The sequence below is a fragment of the Nitratireductor sp. OM-1 genome (assembly GCF_003296175.1).
In the GTDB taxonomy this organism is placed as follows: Bacteria; Pseudomonadota; Alphaproteobacteria; order Rhizobiales; family Rhizobiaceae; genus Nitratireductor; species Nitratireductor aquimarinus.
Map to the genome: position 1 here is coordinate 1,870,961 of NZ_CP029208.1, position 16,781 is coordinate 1,887,741.

The following is a 16,781-nucleotide window of genomic DNA, read 5'->3' on the forward strand; positions in this document are numbered from 1 at the left end:
TATGCGGGTGCCGGCGGTGATTTGAACCGCGGCAAACACAGTCCCCAAGGGAGAGATTTCATGCTTCGTAAGACCCTTCTTGCTTCCTGCGTCTCACTCGCCGCGATTGCCGTTTCCACGGCTGCCGGCGCGCAGGACCGCGTCGTCAATGTCTACAACTGGTCGGACTATATCGACGATTCCATCCTTGAGGATTTCACCAAGGAAACGGGCATCAAGGTCGTCTACGACGTCTATGATTCCAACGAAATTCTTGAGACCAAGCTGCTGGCTGGCGGTTCGGGCTATGACGTTGTGGTGCCGTCGGGCGAGTTCCTCGGACGCCAGATCAGCGCCGGCGTGTTCCAGAAGCTCGACAAGGACAAGCTGCCCAACCTCTCCAACATGTGGGACATGATCAACGAGCAGGTTGCGGTCTACGATCCGGGCAACGAGTACTCCATCAACTATATGTGGGGCACCACCGGCGTCGGCTACAATGTCGGCAAGGCCGAAGAAATCCTTGGCACTTCCAAGATCGACACCTGGGATGTGATGTTCACGCCGGAACTGGCAGCGAAGTTCAAGGACTGCGGCATCTACATGCTCGATTCCGCCAGTGAAGTCGTGCGCTCCGCACTGATCTATCTGGGTCTTGAGCCGAACACGCCTTCGGCTGAAGAACTCGCAAAGGCCGAGGAACTGCTGATGGCGGTTCGCCCCTTTGTGCGCAAGTTCCATTCGTCGGAATACATCAACGGTCTGGCCAATGGCGACATCTGCCTGGCGCTTGGCTATTCGGGTGATGTGTTCCAGGCCCGTGACCGTGCGGCGGAGGCCGATCAGGGCGTCGAGGTCGGCTATGCGATCCCGAAAGAGGGCGCGATGCTGTGGTTCGACCAGATGGCCATTCCCGCCGATGCCAAGCATGTCGACGAGGCGCATGAATTCCTCAACTACATCATGCGTCCCGACGTGATCGCCAAGGCTTCCAATTATGTCGTCTACGCCAATGGCAACAAGGCTGCCCAGGCGGAAATGGACGAAGAGGTGGTCGGCGATCCGGCTGTCTATCCGGATGAGGCTACCATGGCCAAGCTCAAGGCTCCGCTGCCCTACGACATGCGCACGCAGCGTCAGGTCACGCGCATGTGGACCAAGGTTGTGACCGGCCAGTAAGGCGCTACAGGGCAGGGGACCGCCGATGAAGTCGCTCGGCAGCACACGTCGCAGCTTCGCGCCCTGGGCCGACCCCCAGGCGAAGCCCTATATCTCTTTCGAGAACGTGACCAAGACGTTCGGTGACTTCACGGCGGTCGATGACCTGTCGCTAAACACCTATGAGCGCGAGTTCTTCGCGCTCCTGGGCGCGTCGGGGTGTGGCAAGACCACGCTCCTGCGCATGCTTGCGGGGTTCGAGCAGCCCACTTCGGGCCGCATCCTGCTCGACGGGCAGGACCTTTCCGGCATTCCGCCGCACAAGCGGCCGGTCAACATGATGTTCCAGTCCTATGCGCTGTTCCCCCACATGACGGTGGAGAAGAACATCGCCTTCGGTCTGAAGCAGGACCGGATGCCGGCGGACGAGATCGCCGACCGCGTGGCCGCGATGCTCAAACTGGTCAAGCTGGAGCCCTTCGCCAAGCGCAAGCCGCATCAGCTTTCCGGCGGTCAGCGGCAGCGCGTGGCGCTTGCCCGCTCGCTTGCGAAACGGCCAAAGCTCCTGCTTCTGGATGAGCCGCTGGGCGCGCTCGACAAGAAGCTGCGCGAGGAAACCCAGTTCGAGCTGATCGATCTGCAATATGATCTCGGCCTCACCTTCATGGTCGTCACGCACGATCAGGAAGAGGCGATGACCATGGCCGACCGCATCGCGGTGATGGACAAGGGCAAGGTCATCCAGGTGGCAACGCCGGCTGAAATCTATGAAGCGCCGAATTCGCGCTTCGTTGCCGACTTCGTCGGCTCGATCAACATGTTCGAGGGAACGGTGACGGCGGCCGACCGGGAGAAGGTGCGGATCGCCGACGCATCCGGCTTCGAACTTTCCGTCATGAACGGGGCGGGCGCCGAACAGGGGGCGACCGTCTGGTTCGCCGTCCGGCCCGAAAAGATCGACATTTCGCGCAATCGCCCGGATGGCGCGGTGAACGCGGTGGAAGGCGAGGTCTGGGACATCGCCTATCTCGGCGACATGACCATCCACCATGTGAAGCTCGATGACGGGCGCATCGTCAAGGCCAGCAGCATCAACCGGCGGCGTGCGGTGGAAGACGTTCTGACCTGGCATGACCGGGCTTGGGTGTCCTTCCCGGCGGATGCCGGTGTGGTGCTGACGCGGTAGGCGGCGATGGCTCGTTTCCTCTCCGCCATCGCGGCCCGTCTGGTCATTGCCGTTCCCTATCTGTGGCTGCTCGTCTTCTTCCTTGCGCCGTTCCTGATCGTCTTCAAGATCTCGCTGTCGGAACCGGCGCTCTCCATGCCGCCCTATATGCCGGCCTTCGATCTGGCGGACGGTATTTCGGGGTTGATCGAGAAGATCCGCACACTGTCCTTCGGCAACTATTTCTGGCTGCTGGACGATCCGCTCTACACGAACGCCTATCTGTCGAGCATCTGGATCGCCGGCGTCTCGACGTTGATCACGCTGGCCGTGGGCTATCCCATTGCCTACGGCATGGCGCGCGCGCCGGCCGCGATCCGCCCGACGCTTCTGATGCTGGTGATCCTGCCATTCTGGACCAGCTTCCTGATCCGCGTCTATGCGTGGATCGGCATTCTGAAGCCCGAGGGGTTGCTCAACCAGTTCCTGATGTTCACCGGCCTTATCGACGAGCCCCTGATCATCCTCAACACCACGACCGCCATCTATATCGGCATCGTCTATTCCTACCTGCCGTTCATGGTGCTGCCGCTCTATTCGACGCTGGAGAAAATGGACGAATCGCTGATCGAGGCTGCGCGCGACCTTGGCTGCTCGCGCACATCGGCGTTCTGGAAGGTGACGTTCCCGCTCTCGCTGCCGGGCGTCGTTGCCGGCTGCATGCTGGTGTTCATTCCGGCGGTGGGCGAGTTCGTCATTCCCGATCTTCTGGGCGGTTCGCAGACGCTGATGATCGGCAAGACGCTGTGGACCGAGTTCTTCAACAATCGCGACTGGCCCGTATCGTCGGCGGTGGCGGTGATCCTGCTTCTGATCCTGATCGTGCCGATCATGCTGTTCCAGCGGTCGCAGGCGCGCTCGCGTGAGGCGGGGAGGTAGAGATGGCTGGAAGCTGGGGACGTTTCAACATCGTGTCGCTGGTGCTGGGCTTTGCCTTTCTGTACCTGCCGATCGTGCTTCTGGTGGTCTACTCGTTCAACGAGTCGCGGCTTGTCACCGTCTGGTCCGGCTTCTCGACCAAATGGTATGTGGAGCTGTTTTCCAATCGCGGCCTGATGGACGCGGCATGGGTGACGGCGCGTGTCGCCTTCCTTTCGGCCACGGTCGCCACCGTGCTCGGCACGATGGGGGCCATCGCGCTCACCCGCTACACGCGCTTTCGCGGCCGGCTGCTCTTCTCGGGCATGGTGTTCGCGCCGCTGGTGATGCCCGAAGTCATCACCGGCCTGTCGCTGCTGCTGCTCTTCGTGGCGATCAATTTCGACCGTGGATTCTTCACCGTCACCATCGCGCATATCACCTTTTCCATGTGTTTCGTGGCGGTGGTGGTGCAGTCGCGGCTGATGAGCTTCGACCAGTCTCTGGAAGAGGCCGCGCTCGATCTCGGCGCAACGCCGCTCAAGGCGTTCTTTCAGGTCACGCTGCCGGTCATCATGCCGGCTGTGGTTTCCGGCTGGATGCTGGCGTTCACCCTGTCGCTCGACGATCTGGTGATCGCAAGCTTCACCTCCGGTCCGGGTGCAACCACGCTGCCAATGAAGATCTATAGCCAGGTCAGGCTGGGCGTGACGCCTGAAATCAATGCGGTCTGCACCATCCTGATCGGCATTGTGGCGACCGGCGTGATCATCGCCTCCGTCATCACCAAGCGGCAGGAAGTGCAGCGCCGCCGCGACGAACAGGCCGCCGCGCGCATCACAGCCTAGGCACGCGTAGAGTTGGCCGGATGGGGCGGGCCTGTCTCTTTCATGTGAGATGATCAGTCGAGCGGGAAGATATCCCCGCTCGCTACGCAGGGCCACCGCAGCAGATGCGTCGGGAGCCTTTGTCCTCTGCGATCTACTCGATCAGAAACGGTGCGATGAACGGGGCGTTCCACGAGCCGCCGATGAAGAAGGTCTCGCGGGGATCACTTTCCTCAGAAGCCTCTTCGCCGTTCTCATCAACCGGCTTGTCGCTGTCGGGAGGCAAGATGCTGCCGGAAAGGGCGATGCCGCGACCGGCGAAGGGAATGAGCCCGCCCAGAGTGATGGTCTCGCCCGTCTCCAGCTTCGCCTCGGCGGTGTCGATCCATGCGATGCCGCCGGCAAGGGTTGCCTTGAGTTCCGCCCCGTCGATGGCCAGTTCGCCATCGGCGATCTCGGTCAGTGGGAAGAAGGAGCCCTTGTCATTGTGCTCGCGGAAGGATTCCAGGTTGAGACCGGGCACGGTGCCTTCGCCGAAACTGGCTGAAATGGAGCCGTCGGAGGTCTCAAGGATTTCATCCAGCGTCTCGCCTTTCCCTTTGAGGAAAACGGAGAAGGAGCCAGGGGCCCTGGGCATGAAGCTGGTGAGGTGCAGCTTCTCGGCCATTGCCCCGCCATTGAGGTTTTCAGCCGTGATGCGAAGCTCTGCCTGATCGTGGCCTTCCACCCTGTCGAGGCGAATGCCAAGCTGCAGCATGCCGCCAAAGGCGGTGGCGTCGGAAATGTCGAGGCTCACCAGCCCGTCGCGAACCTGCGCGGTGGCGGCAATATCGGTCATCGAGACGGAACCTGCCGTGGCTTCATTTGCCGAAAGGCGCAGGTCAAAGTTCAGGTCACGCGCCCACGGAGCGGCCGGTGGGGCGGCCGGTGGGGCGGCTGTGTCTGGCTCCGGCGCCAGCGTGTTCAGAAGCACGCCCAGATCCAGCGCATTGAAAGCCAGCGTGCCGGAAACGGTGGGGTGCGGGTCGGTGAAGGCGATGTCGAACACACCCCGGGCGCTGCTGTCGCCGAGATTGAATTCGGCATTCTCGAACTTTACGCGCGTGGCGTCGCCGGTAATGGTGCTTTTCAGTTTGGCTGCCTTGATGGTGCTGCCGGGCCAGTCCTCAAGCAGCGTCCATTCGAGAACGCGCTGCAGGGAAGGGGCCGCGCTTTCCAGCGTGCCATGCAGGAAGGCGTTGCCGACAATGTCCGCCTGTCCCTTGAAGGAGAGCGTCAGTGGCGCGCTGTTGACCGAGAGGGAAACATTGGTCTTGCCGCCGGCGAGCATGATCAGCGGTTCTTCGCTGGAGGCTTCCACGGCGATGCTCTCGCCATGCCAGATGCCCTTGGCGGAGAGCGTTGCGGAGCGGTCGAGGGCTGGCCAGTTGAGCGTTCCCGTGACGCTGCTCAAGACCGGCGGGCGATTGACGCCGTTGAGCACGATGACGCGCCCGTCCACGATTTCCACCGTTGCGAAACTGTCGTTCGGCAGGGCGCTTGTGTCGGGTTCAGCCGGATTGGCCTGGATCAGGCCGCGCGTTGCCTCGACCGATTGAGCAAGCTTGCCCCACTTCGGAATGGCCGGAATGCGCATGACGCCGCCACTCTCATCGAGCCGCACCACGGGGCGCACGAGGCGGATCTTGGTGAACACCACTTCGCCGCGCAGGGCGGCCAGCGCCGAAAGGTCGATCTCGACCCGCTCTGCTTCCATGACGGCGGGTTGCCCGTCGCCATTCCAGTTGGACAGGACGACATCGTTCAGAACGGCCTTGAAGGAGGGCCAGACGCGGATTTCAGGCGCATCGTCGAGCCGCACGCGGTATCCACTCCACGCGCTCACCTGCTGGGCGACGCTGTCGCGGACGATCTGGGTTGAGGCCAGGATTGGCAGGCACAGGATCACCACCACCGCGATCAAAGCGGCAATGGCCAGTGCCCAAATGCTTTTCTTTACTGCCGGCGAGGGCATGGAACCTCATCCCTGGCGCTTTGCGCACCGGTTTGAAACGCCCGATGCCAGTGCAAAACGCTGTTATCACAGGTTGGCGTCAAGCACGACGCAATCAGGCCGACAAACCGCGACCTCACAACTCCTTACGGGTTTAAACATGGCGTATGGCAATTCAAGGATTTGTCGCGCGTCTGCCGGATATTGCACCGCTTTCTGCCGGTTTATGCCGCAAACGGAAGGAAACGGCCGGGTCGCCTCGCTGTTTCAAACGAGACCATTGCCGCAGGACGAGCGGAAATGCATAAGGGGTGCGATTGCCGAAAAGGCCTTTAGGAGGAAAGCATGAGTGCAGCCGAGCCGCTTTGGACGCCATCCGAAACCCGCACGAAGGAAGCTCCGATTACGGCTTTCGCGGAGCGCGCCGAAGCGCTGACCGGAAAGCGCCTGCCCGACTATGCGGCCCTGCATGCCTGGTCGGTCGAGGATCGTGAGGGGTTCTGGTCGCTGCTGTGGGATTTCTGCGGCGTGATCGGCGACAGGGGCAAGCGTGTACTGGTCGATGGCGACCGGATGCCGGGGGCTTCCTTCTTTCCCGACGCGACGCTGAACTTTGCCGAAAATCTCCTGCGCAAGAGCGGTGACGGTGATGCGGTGGTGTTTCGCGGCGAAGACAAGGACGAGCGCCGTCTCTCCTGGGACGAGCTGCGCAATCTGGTCTCAAAGCTCCAGCAGCTCTTCCGGGATCGCGGCCTGAAAGCCGGAGACCGTGTGGCGGCGATGATGCCGAACATGCCCGAGACGCTGGCAGCCATGCTGGCGGCAAGCTCTCTGGGTGCGGTGTGGTCTTCGTGCTCTCCTGATTTCGGTGCGCAGGGCGTTCTCGACCGGTTCGGCCAGATCGAGCCGACGATCTTCATCGCGCCGGACGGCTACTGGTATGGCGGAAAGTCGTTCGACGTGTCGGAAAAGACGGCTGCCGTGCTCGAAAAACTGCCGAGCGTGAAGCAGGCGCTGATCGTGGACTATCTGGGCAACGCCACGGAAGCCGCCGCAAAAATCGACCGGGCGGACGCGTTCAGCGATGCGATTGCAGCCTATGAAGCTGCGCCGGTTTCATTCGAGCGTCTGCCCTTCTCGCATCCGCTCTACATCCTGTTTTCGTCGGGCACGACGGGCATTCCCAAATGCATCGTGCATTCGGCTGGCGGCACGCTGCTTCAGCACATGAAGGAGCATCGTCTTCATGCCGGTCTGGCGCCGGGCGACCGGCTTTTCTACTTCACCACCTGCGGCTGGATGATGTGGAACTGGCTGATGAGCGGCCTGGCCTCGGAAGTCACGCTTCTGCTCTATGACGGCTCGCCCTTCCATCCCGATGGCAATGTCCTGTTCGACTATGCCGATGCCGAGGGCATGACCTATTTCGGCACGTCGGCCAAATTCATCGATGCGGTCCGCAAGGCGGATCTGAAGCCGATGGAAAGCCACGACCTGTCCACCGTTCGCACGGTCTCCTCGACCGGCTCGCCGCTGGCGCCGGAGAACTTCTCCTTCGTCTATGAGGGGATCAAGAAGGACGTGCATCTGGCGTCGATCTCCGGCGGCACCGACATTGTGTCCTGTTTTGTGCTCGGCGTGCCGACGCTCCCGGTCTGGGTTGGCGAGATCCAGGCTGCCGGCCTTGGCATGGCTGTCGAGGTCTGGGACGACGAGGGCAAGCCACTTGTCGAAGGCAAGGGCGAGCTTGTCTGCACGCGCGCCTTTCCGGCCATGCCCCTCGGTTTCTGGAACGATCCGAAGGATGAGAAATATCACGCAGCCTATTTCGACCGGTTCGACAATGTGTGGTGCCATGGCGACTTCGCCGAATGGACGGAGCATGGCGGCATCGTGATCCATGGCCGTTCCGACGCAACGCTCAATCCGGGCGGCGTGCGCATCGGCACGGCGGAGATCTACAATCAGGTGGAGCAGCTGCCAGAAATCCTCGAGGCGATCTGCATCGGCCAGGACTGGGAAGACGATGTGCGCGTCGTGCTGTTCGTGCGGCTGGCAGAGGGCGTGGAGCTGGACGCGGCGCTGGAAAAGACGATCCGCACCAAGATCCGGACCGGCGCAAGCCCGCGCCACGTGCCGGCGCGCATCGTGGCCGTGAGCGACATTCCGCGCACCAAGTCGGGCAAGATCACCGAGCTCGCGGTGCGGGACATCGTGCATGGCCGCGAGGTGAAGAACAAGGAGGCGCTCGCCAATCCCGAGGCGCTCGATCTCTACCGGGATATTCCCGCTCTTCGCAGCTGAAGGGCGGGGCGTATGGTTAAGGATCGGTAAAGCCGATATTTACCGAGAATTCACAGGTGGTACAGAAGCGTAAACTTGTCGGTAACCAGGTAAGGTTCTGTTAAGAGATAGCCGCGATAGTGTCGGCTAACTTGACGAGCCGGACACAGGGTCCGACTGTTAGACAGATGTTCGCCAAGCCCCGTTTTTGACAGCATACAAGATCCTTCAAGCGCCCTTTCGGGCGCTTTTTTTTGGCCTGTGTTTCGTGATTTTTTGCGGTCAGGCGTTGCGGTCGCGCATGAGCGGGCCGGACAGAAGAATGACTGGAACGATTGCCGTTGCGATGATCAGCAGCGCGGCCACCGCGCCATCTTCCACCGCGCCGCGCGAGGCGTTTTCATAAACATGGGTGGCCAGCGTGTGAAAGCCGAAGGGCCGCAGCAGGATGGTCGCCGAAAGCTCCTTCACCGTGTCGACAAAGACAAGAATGGCGGCGGTCAGGATGGCCGGCTTCAGGAGCGGCAGGAGCACGGTGAAGGCGCTCTGGTTTGCCGTCTTGCCAAGGCTGCGGGCAGCCTGATCCAGATTGGGCGGCAGCTTTTCAAGGCCGGATCGGATCGCGCTTTCGGCGAGCGCCAGAAAGCGGATCGTGCAGGCAATCACGATGGAGGCGGCGGTGCCGGTGAGCAGGAGCCCGGTCGAAAGACCGGTATAGCTGCGCACAACGCCGTCGACCGTGTTGTCGATGGCGGCGAGAGAGAGGAGCAGGCCGAGACCGAGGATCGTGCCCGGCAGGGCGTAGCCGACGGAGGCAAGACGCACCAGAACCATCGTGTAGCCCGAGCGGGAGAGGCGCATCGCATTGAGCAGAAGAAGCGCGATGAAGACCGTGAGGAGGGCCGTCACGCCTGCAACCGCAATGCTGGTGAGGAAAGCCTGAAGGATCTGCGGTTCGGCGAACTGGTAGAGGCGGCGGGAGACATAACCGCCGAAAATGAAGAGCGGCACGCCGAAGCCGGACAGGATGGGAAGCGACAGCGCGAAGGTTGCCAGCCAGCCCCGTGCGCCGGCGAGCGGAACACGCGGCGGGCGCACATGCATCTGTGTGGCGCGGGCGCTGTGGAAGCGCTGTTTGCGCCGCGCCCACTGCTCTGCCGTCAGCAGCAGAAAGACGATGATCAGCATGACAGCCGCAATCTGGGCTGCGCCCTCCAGGCTGCCCCGGTTGAGCCAGGTGGAATAGACGGAGAGGGTGAGCGTGCGCACACCCAGATATTCCACCGCGCCGATATCGTTCAGCGTTTCCATCATGACCAGAGCCAGGCCGGCGATGATGGCGGGGCGCGCCACCGGCAGGAGAACGCGGAAGAACACGCGCGAGGGCCGCGCGCCGAGCGTGCGCGCCACATCGGCGATGTTGCGCCCCTGCATGAGGAACACGACGCGGGCTGTCAGATAGACGTAGGGAAAGGTGACGGAGGTCACCACCAGCGCCGCGCCCCAGGTGGAGCGGATGTCCGGAAACCAGTAATCACGTGCGCTCGTGAAGCCGAAAATGCTGCGCACGGCCGTCTGCAGCGGCCCGACATAATGGAAGAACTCGCCGAAGGCGTAGGCCGCCAGATAGGTGGGAACGGCGAGCGGCAGGACCAGCGCCCAGGCAAGAAGCCGGCGCAGCGGGAAATCATAGCCGACCACCAGCCATGCGGACCCGACGCCGATGACGGACGTGCCAAGCGCCACGAGCCCGAGCAGCGCAAGCGTGGTGCCGAGCGACTGGGGAAGCACATAGCGCAGAAGATGCGGCCACGCCTCGCCGGAGCCGGTCAGAGCCACATAGAGGATCGTGGCGATCGGCAGGAGAACGGCAAGCGCGATGACAACGCTGCCTGCAAGCGCAAAGCCGTGACGCTCGCCCCGGATGCGGGGGAAGCGGCGTTCGCGAAGCGGGGCTGTCGGTGTGTGATAGGATGTCATGACGCCGTGTACCGGAACTCGAATATGCTACTCGTTCCGGCAGAAAGCAAAAAGCCGGGCCTCGAACAAGGCCCGGCTTTGCGGTTCATGGAAAGATCAGCTGGCCGGGCCATCGTCGAGGCCGACGCGGTCGACCATCTCGGAGGCTGCCTTGCGGTGCTTGGCGATCTCTGCGAGCGGCAGGCTATCCGGCTTGATTTCGCCGAAAGACTGGACCGTTTCAGAGACTTCCGCGCCCGGCAGGACCGGATATTCATAGTTGGTCTCGGCGTAGATCGCCTGTGCCTCGGCGCTGCCCAGGAAGCGCATCAGCTCAAGAGCCTGCTCGCGGTTCGGTGCGTGCTTGGCCATGGCCATGCCGGAAATGTTCACATGCGTGCCGCGGTCACCGGAATTGGGGAACAGGACCTTGAGCGAATCGGCCCATTCCTTCTGCTCCGGCTCCTTGTCGTTGTTCATCATGATGCCGACATAGTAGGTGTTGCCGATGCCGAGATCGCACTCGCCGGCAAAGATGGCCTGCGCCTGTCCGCGATCATTGCCGTTCGGCTTGCGGGCCAGATTGGCCTTCAGGCCCTTCATCCACTCCTCGGCCTTCTCCTCGCCGTGATGGGCGATCATCGAGGCGAACAGCGCGATGTTGTAGTTGTGCTGGCCACTGCGCATGCAGATCTTGCCCTTCCACTTGGGATCGGCGAGCTCTTCATAGGTGATCGTGTCCTGCTCGACGCGGTCCTTGGAAGCATAGATCACGCGGCCGCGCGTGGTGACGCCGAACCAGTGGCCTTCCGGATCACGGAACTCGGAGGGAATCTCGGAATTCACCGTCTCGTCCTCGACGGACTGGGTGATGCCCTTTTCCTTGGCGTTCATCAGGCGGCCGATATCCACGGTGAGGATCACGTCGGCGGGGGAGTTGGAACCCTCGGCTGCGATGCGGTCTTCAAGCCCCTTGTTGAGGAACAGGACTTCGGTGTCGATGCCGGTCTTCTCGGTGAAGGCGTCGAGCAGCGGCTGAATGAGGAAGGGCTGGCGGTAGGAATAGATGTTCACCGTGCCTTCGGCCTGTGCGGCAGGAAGCGTGGCGGCGAGCGATCCGGCAGCAACAAGCGCGGCGAGACCTGCGCGGGCTGCGAGTAATTTCTTGGTCAGCATTTCTGTCTCCTAGCCTGTGGGGTTCAAGGTCCCATGGAAAGTGCTGGGTTTGACCATCCAGCGAGGAGGCTTGTCGTAAAAATTTTCGCGACCGTCAAGGAAAATGCAAGCAATATCATAAGTTTAGAAGTATTCTAAACTGCGATTATCATGTTTTCCGTATTTTCCGGGCGGGCAGGCCTAATCGGCAAGAACGCGCGTCGGCGGAAACGAAACCTCGACAAGCGTGCCTTCGCCGGGAACCGAATGGATCGCAAAGGCGGCGCGGTTGGCTTCCACCATGGCGCGGGTCAGTGGCAGGCCGAGCCCGGTTCCGTCACCGCGCTTGCGCTTCAAGCTGTTGATTTGCTTGAAGGGTTTCAGCGCTTCCTCGACTTCCGCCGGGTTCATGCCTATGCCGGTGTCGCGCACCCGCATGACGACGGCTCCATCCGCGCTGTAGGCGGTGGAAACGATCACCTGGCCGCCGGCAGCGGTGTAGCGAACCGCGTTGGAGAGCAGGTTCAGGGCGATCTGACGCACGCTGCGCGGATCGGCCACCACATCGGGCAGGTTGGAGGCGAAGCTCGAACGGATGATGACGCGCTCGCGGTTGGCCTGCGGCTGCATCATGGCGACGGTCTCGCCCAGAATGTCGTTCAGCGAGACGGCCTCATAGTGCATTTCCTGCTCGCCGGCCTCGATCTTGGAGATGTCCAGCAGATCGTTGACCAGATCAAGCACGTGATTGCCGGACCGGTTGATGTCCCGAAGATAGTCGCGATAGCGGTCATTGCCGATGGGGCCGAACTTCTCGTCCATCATCAGCTCGGAAAAGCCGATAATGGCGTTGAGCGGCGTGCGGATCTCATGGCTGACGCGGGCAAGAAACTCGGTCTTCTGGGAGGAGGCGCGTTCGGCCTCGGCGCGCGCCTGGGTCAGTTCCTCGGCGGCGCGCTTCCACTGGGTGATGTCGCGCAGAACCGCGCAGAAACCGCTTTCGTGCGGCAGGCGGCCAATGGTCATGAACAGCGGGATGAAGCGTCCCTGCGCTTCACGGCCGATGACTTCCAGCCCGTCGTTCAGAACGCTCGCAACGCCATTGTCGGAAAGGCTTTCCAGATGCGCGCGCACGGCGTTCTGGCTCTCGATGGCAAAGAGGGCCGTGAAGGGCTTGCCCGCCACATCCTCACCATCGAAGCCGAACAGCGCTTCGGCCGGTTGGTTCGTGGAGCGCACATGGCCGTCATTGTCGATGATGACAACGCCGTCGGTCGCCGTGTCGACGATGGCGCGCATTTCGGCCAGATGCATCTGCAATTCAGCAGTCTGTCCGGTCTCCGCCGGAGCTTCACTCAAAAGCGGTGCGGCGAAGGCTTCCTGCGCAGGCTCTGCCGTTTCGGCTTCCACCGGTTGCAGGGCGAGCAGAAGGGCCTTGCCCGTGCGCCATGGCACGGATTGCAGATGCGCATGCACATCATGCTCGACGCCCTGCGCCGTCTTGAGCGTGAGTGCCTGCGCGTCTGCCGGCGTGTGTGAAACCTCGTAGCTCTCGGGGAAGAGAGCTCCAATGCCGCCGTTTTCTTCAAGCGCGTCCAGATCGGCATAGCCGGTCAGGTCGAAGAAGGCGCGATTGGCAAAGTGCAGCGTGTCGCCGGCATGGATGAGGATCGGCAACGGGAGACCGGCCAGAAGGCTGGTCTCTTCCCGGTCATCGGCGGATTTCTCGAAGAAGGCCGAGGGGACAGCCGGGGCGGTGGAAACGGGCGTCGCCGCTTCTTCTGCCGCCGCCCGGGCTTCGGCTCCTTCGACTGCTTCCACTGCTTCGGTCGTCTCGGGATGCGCGGCTTCGCCTGAAGACGATGCCCCGTCGTCTGCCGTCAGTTCAGGCTCAGGCGCGTGAACGTCCTCAACCGGCGTTTCGTCCTCAGCGGCGCTTTCCGCTACCGGCTCGTTTGTTTCTGCAGAGATATCGTCGGGTGCTGCCTCTTCGGCTTCGTGTGACGGCGCTTCTGCTTCTGCTTCTGGTGCGCTGTCTTCCGTTACCGTGCCTTTGACGGCGGGGGCGGCGGGCTGGTCTTCAACAGGTGCTTCGTCTGTCGTCTCAGATGCCGCGACCTTGTCGGCATCGGAAGTCTGCCCGCTGTTTTCGCGCAGACGTGCGCCGATCTCGCGGAAGGCCGTTGCTTCGCTCGGCGAAAGTCCGTTTTCCTTCGCAGGCGCGGTGCGGTGCTCCGAGAGATTGATGATCTTGACGGGTGCTTCCGGCTCGCCTTCGGTTTCCGCAGCGGTGGGCTCTTCCGCCTCGTCCGCAGGGGCGTCGTGCAAGTCAGCGTCAAAGGGTGCTCCAACGACTGGCTCTTCCTCGGCTTCCGGTGCAGGCGGCGTTTCGGCACTCTCCACAGGACGGGTCGGAAGCGGCGCGCCGGGAATGAGCACTAGCCCGATGCCCTCGGGATCGGTTACGGCGTCGCTCATGCGGGCAAGGCCAAATCCGTGAAAGCCTTCGAACACGCGGCCGCGGCCATAGATCGGCAGGGCTGCAAGGTCGACGGGAACTTTCAGGTCCGTGCCTTCCAGCGGCCACATGACGGTGCGGCCGGACCAGGTGTCGCGGCGCTCCAGAAGGGTCGCGATGCGGCCATCGGGATCGAGGCCAAAGGCATTCGAAACATCGCGGAAGCGTCGCCCCATCACGTCGGCTGCCGCTGGCCCGATGGCCTCGGCAAAGGCGTCGGACAGGGCGGTGAAGCGGCCTTCCGAATCGGTGCGCCAGGCAAAACGCACGGTCCCCTTCGGGCGCTCGCGCTGCGGCGTCTTTGTGGGCTCCTGCGCTTCGGGCTCTACCATCTCCATGGTGGAGGCGACGTTGTTTACCTGCGCGGCAGAGGGCGCAATCGGTGCAGACGCGACGTCCGCTTCGGTCGCCTGTGTCTCTGCCGGCGCATCGTCATACGCTGTGGTCTGCGCCGCCGGAGCATCCGCAGCCGGTTCTTCCACGAGCGGGGAGGGGGCGTCGTCGGGCGTGGTCGTCACAGTCGGAGCAGCAGGCGCTTCCTGAAGCGGCGCGTTCTGTTCGTCCACCACGACCAGAAGGTGCCATGCCGGCTCGTCGGTCAGCTTGGCAATGGCGGCGGGGCGCTGGCGCGCGCCGCCTTCGACCATGCGCTTGACCAGGCGATCCGTCTCGTCGCGCACTTCGTCAACGAGCGCGCGCAGGGTCTCGCGCTCGATGCCGAGTTTCTGGAAGCCGCTGGAGGAGGCTGCGACGAGGCCGTTCTCATCGACGAGCGCCGCAAACTGGTCTGCCGCATCGAAGCCCTCAACCGCCGCCGTGGCGCGGAAGGCATCGTCGCGCATGCGCATGGATGTGGCCTTGAGGGCCAGAAGAATGGCCTGCTCGCCGCCGGGCAGGGAAATCGTGGATGCTTCCAGATTGACGACCGGCGCGCGCATGCCGCGGCCAAGCCGTGTGCCAACCGTGCGTTCTCCTGAAATGCGGGGGAAGCCGGGCGTGGCGGAGATCTGCCGGCGGGTCGTTGCCGAAAGATTGCTCTCGGCCCCGATGGCCTCTTCGATGTTGCGATAGCCGATCAGGGCCGCGCCGGGGCCGTTCGCCCAGATCACGGTGTCGAGCGTGCGCGACAGAACGAGCAGCGCATCGCCCGCTGCGAAGCGCTCACGCACCCGGTCCAGCACCGCAATGTCAACGAAGGAGTATGAGACAGACGCCATTCAAACGAGCCAACAATTATCCTGTATGCGCCCGGCCGGGAATCGCTGGCCGGGAGAACCGCATCGTTTCAAACAGCATCGGGCTGCCATCCTCAACCGCAGAACGCGGCATCCCGATAACGATGTTAACGCCTTATTAATAAAAGCATGTGGCCGCGAGGTCCACAAACTCTAAGGCCCCGATGCTGCGAATTCTCCGCGATTGGTTAATTGCAGCGACGGTTATAGCGATGGCTATGTTGCAGTGCAGCAAAGATGTTGCAATGCACAAAGATCGATGCTATATACTGGTCATGAATTATCGGTGAGCGCCATCCAAGGAGAGGCCACCATGAACGAGAACCAAAGGATCGCGGATATGACCAAGACCACGCAGAAGGACACTGGGACCGTTGAATTCCCGACGTTTGATGCGACGCAGGCGAGCGAGCAGTTCCGCGCTTTCGCCGAAAAGAGCGCCGAGCAGACGAAAGAGGCCTATTCCCGCATGAAGTCGAGCGCGGAAGAGACCCAGAAGGCTTTCGAAGCCACTTTCGAGAGCGCCAAGACCGCCGGCAACGAGCTGACCTCCAAGTCGATTGCCGCGCTGCGCGAGGGCACGGAAGCCAATCTCGCCCATCTTGAGGCGCTGGCTGGCGTGCGCTCCTTCGCCGAGCTGATCGAAATGCAGAGCAACTTCATGCGCAAGCGCATGGAAGTGGCCGTCGACCAGATGAAGGACTTCCAGACCACGTCGCAGAAATCTGCTGAAACCATGGCGAAGCCCATGAAGGACGTGTTCGAGAAGGCCGTCAAGGAACTGCGCGTCGCCTGAGGCGTTAGCGCTCTGAGTAGTCCGGCAGAAAGCACCTCCTCCCGCTTGCTGCCGAGTGGGACCGAAACCTCCTCCCTTCGGTCTCTTGTGAAAAAAGACCGGGATCCTCCCCCCGGTCTTTTTTTCTTTTGTTCTTTTGGCTTGAAAAAGCGATCAATTGCCCGTATTGACGCGAACGCCGGTCACCGGTCACGTGTGCGGTTGTAGCTCAGTTGGTTAGAGCGCAGGATTGTGGCTCCTGAGGTCGGTGGTTCGAATCCACCCAACCGTACCATTTCTCTTCATCTCACAGCATTGCCCGAAACCACGCATTCCGCTATTGCGGATGGCGGCGTTGCGCGCGTCAGGCGCACCATTGAACGCCTCCAGACCCGGTTTCGGTGTCGCATGCGCCCGGTTTCTATGGATTTCCCGGCCATGGCGCGATACATAACGCTTCATGAGAAGGTTTCTGGCCGTCCTGCTTCTGTTCGTTTTCGCCTTTGCGGGCGCGCTTCCCGCAATGCAGACGGCGTTTGCGGCTGATTCGGTCGCCGCCACGGAAACGGTCGCGCATCCCGCTGATTCTGCGATGATGGATTGCTGCGGGCCGGCCAGCGATGGCGCGATGTCCTTCGAGATGAATTGCGCAATGGATTGCCATTACATCGCGCCCTTCCAGGTGCAGCAGTTCCACGCCACGGTCTCTCCGCTTGCCAGCATGCCGACCGTCACGCTTCATCAGCCCGTCCCCTTACGTCTCTTTCGACCGCCCATCCTCGCCTGATCGCTTTCAGCGCCGGTATCCGGCGCATT

General features: G+C 62.2%; 11 protein-coding genes and 1 tRNA gene. 8 read left to right on the forward strand and 4 right to left on the reverse strand.

All coding sequences use genetic code 11. The features are described 5' to 3' along the window. Positions 1–60: 60 nt before the first annotated feature. Genes DEJ54_RS08805 through DEJ54_RS08820 form a run of 4 tightly spaced genes read left to right on the forward strand, consistent with a single transcriptional unit; the run spans position 61 to position 4,068 of the window. Positions 61–1,158, forward strand: a complete 1,098-nt coding sequence (locus DEJ54_RS08805; protein WP_113154231.1) for a polyamine ABC transporter substrate-binding protein — start codon at positions 61–63, stop codon at positions 1,156–1,158. Positions 1,159–1,183: 25 nt separating this feature from the next. Next, complete coding sequence (locus tag DEJ54_RS08810) at positions 1,184–2,323, forward strand: ABC transporter ATP-binding protein (RefSeq protein ID WP_113154232.1); 1,140 nt, start codon at positions 1,184–1,186, stop codon at positions 2,321–2,323. Between the two features lie 6 nt (positions 2,324–2,329). Further along, entirely contained in the window at positions 2,330–3,241 is a 912-nt protein-coding gene (locus tag DEJ54_RS08815) for an ABC transporter permease subunit (protein ID WP_113154233.1), read from the forward strand. Positions 3,242–3,243: 2 nt separating this feature from the next. Then, entirely contained in the window at positions 3,244–4,068 is an 825-nt protein-coding gene (locus tag DEJ54_RS08820) for an ABC transporter permease (RefSeq protein ID WP_113154234.1), read from the forward strand. Positions 4,069–4,201: 133 nt separating this feature from the next. Here DEJ54_RS08820 and DEJ54_RS08825 read toward each other — a convergent pair whose 3' ends face one another. After that, the gene (locus DEJ54_RS08825; protein WP_113154235.1) at positions 4,202–6,061 is read right to left on the reverse strand and encodes an AsmA family protein; all 1,860 of its coding nucleotides are present in this window, start codon (positions 6,059–6,061) and stop codon (positions 4,202–4,204) included. Positions 6,062–6,385: 324 nt separating this feature from the next. On the opposite strand from DEJ54_RS08825, the gene DEJ54_RS08830 reads away from it, so the two are divergent. Next, complete coding sequence (locus tag DEJ54_RS08830; protein WP_113154236.1) at positions 6,386–8,344, forward strand: acetoacetate--CoA ligase; 1,959 nt, start codon at positions 6,386–6,388, stop codon at positions 8,342–8,344. 261 nt (positions 8,345–8,605) lie between these two features. On the opposite strand, the gene DEJ54_RS08835 is transcribed toward DEJ54_RS08830, so the two are convergent. From DEJ54_RS08835 to DEJ54_RS08845, 3 genes are all read right to left on the reverse strand, one after another. Next, the gene (locus tag DEJ54_RS08835; protein WP_113154237.1) at positions 8,606–10,303 is read right to left on the reverse strand and encodes an iron ABC transporter permease; all 1,698 of its coding nucleotides are present in this window, start codon (positions 10,301–10,303) and stop codon (positions 8,606–8,608) included. Between the two features lie 96 nt (positions 10,304–10,399). Further along, complete coding sequence (locus DEJ54_RS08840) at positions 10,400–11,458, reverse strand: Fe(3+) ABC transporter substrate-binding protein (protein WP_113154238.1); 1,059 nt, start codon at positions 11,456–11,458, stop codon at positions 10,400–10,402. Positions 11,459–11,638: 180 nt separating this feature from the next. Continuing rightward, a complete protein-coding gene (locus tag DEJ54_RS08845) occupies positions 11,639–15,172 on the reverse strand; it encodes a histidine kinase dimerization/phospho-acceptor domain-containing protein (RefSeq protein WP_113154239.1) in 3,534 nt (1,177 codons plus the stop codon). Between the two features lie 358 nt (positions 15,173–15,530). Here DEJ54_RS08845 and DEJ54_RS08850 point away from each other — a divergent pair, with 358 nt between their 5' ends. From DEJ54_RS08850 to DEJ54_RS08860, 3 genes are all read left to right on the forward strand, one after another. Continuing rightward, positions 15,531–15,986 carry a phasin gene (locus DEJ54_RS08850; RefSeq protein ID WP_113156180.1) on the forward strand — a complete coding sequence of 152 codons (456 nt, stop codon included), beginning with the start codon at positions 15,531–15,533 and terminating at the stop codon, positions 15,984–15,986. A 197-nt stretch (positions 15,987–16,183) separates the two neighbouring features. Continuing rightward, a tRNA-His gene (locus DEJ54_RS08855) sits at positions 16,184–16,260 on the forward strand. A gap of 165 nt (positions 16,261–16,425) precedes the next feature. Then, a complete protein-coding gene (locus DEJ54_RS08860) occupies positions 16,426–16,752 on the forward strand; it encodes a hypothetical protein (protein ID WP_113154240.1) in 327 nt (108 codons plus the stop codon). Positions 16,753–16,781: the final 29 nt, after the last annotated feature.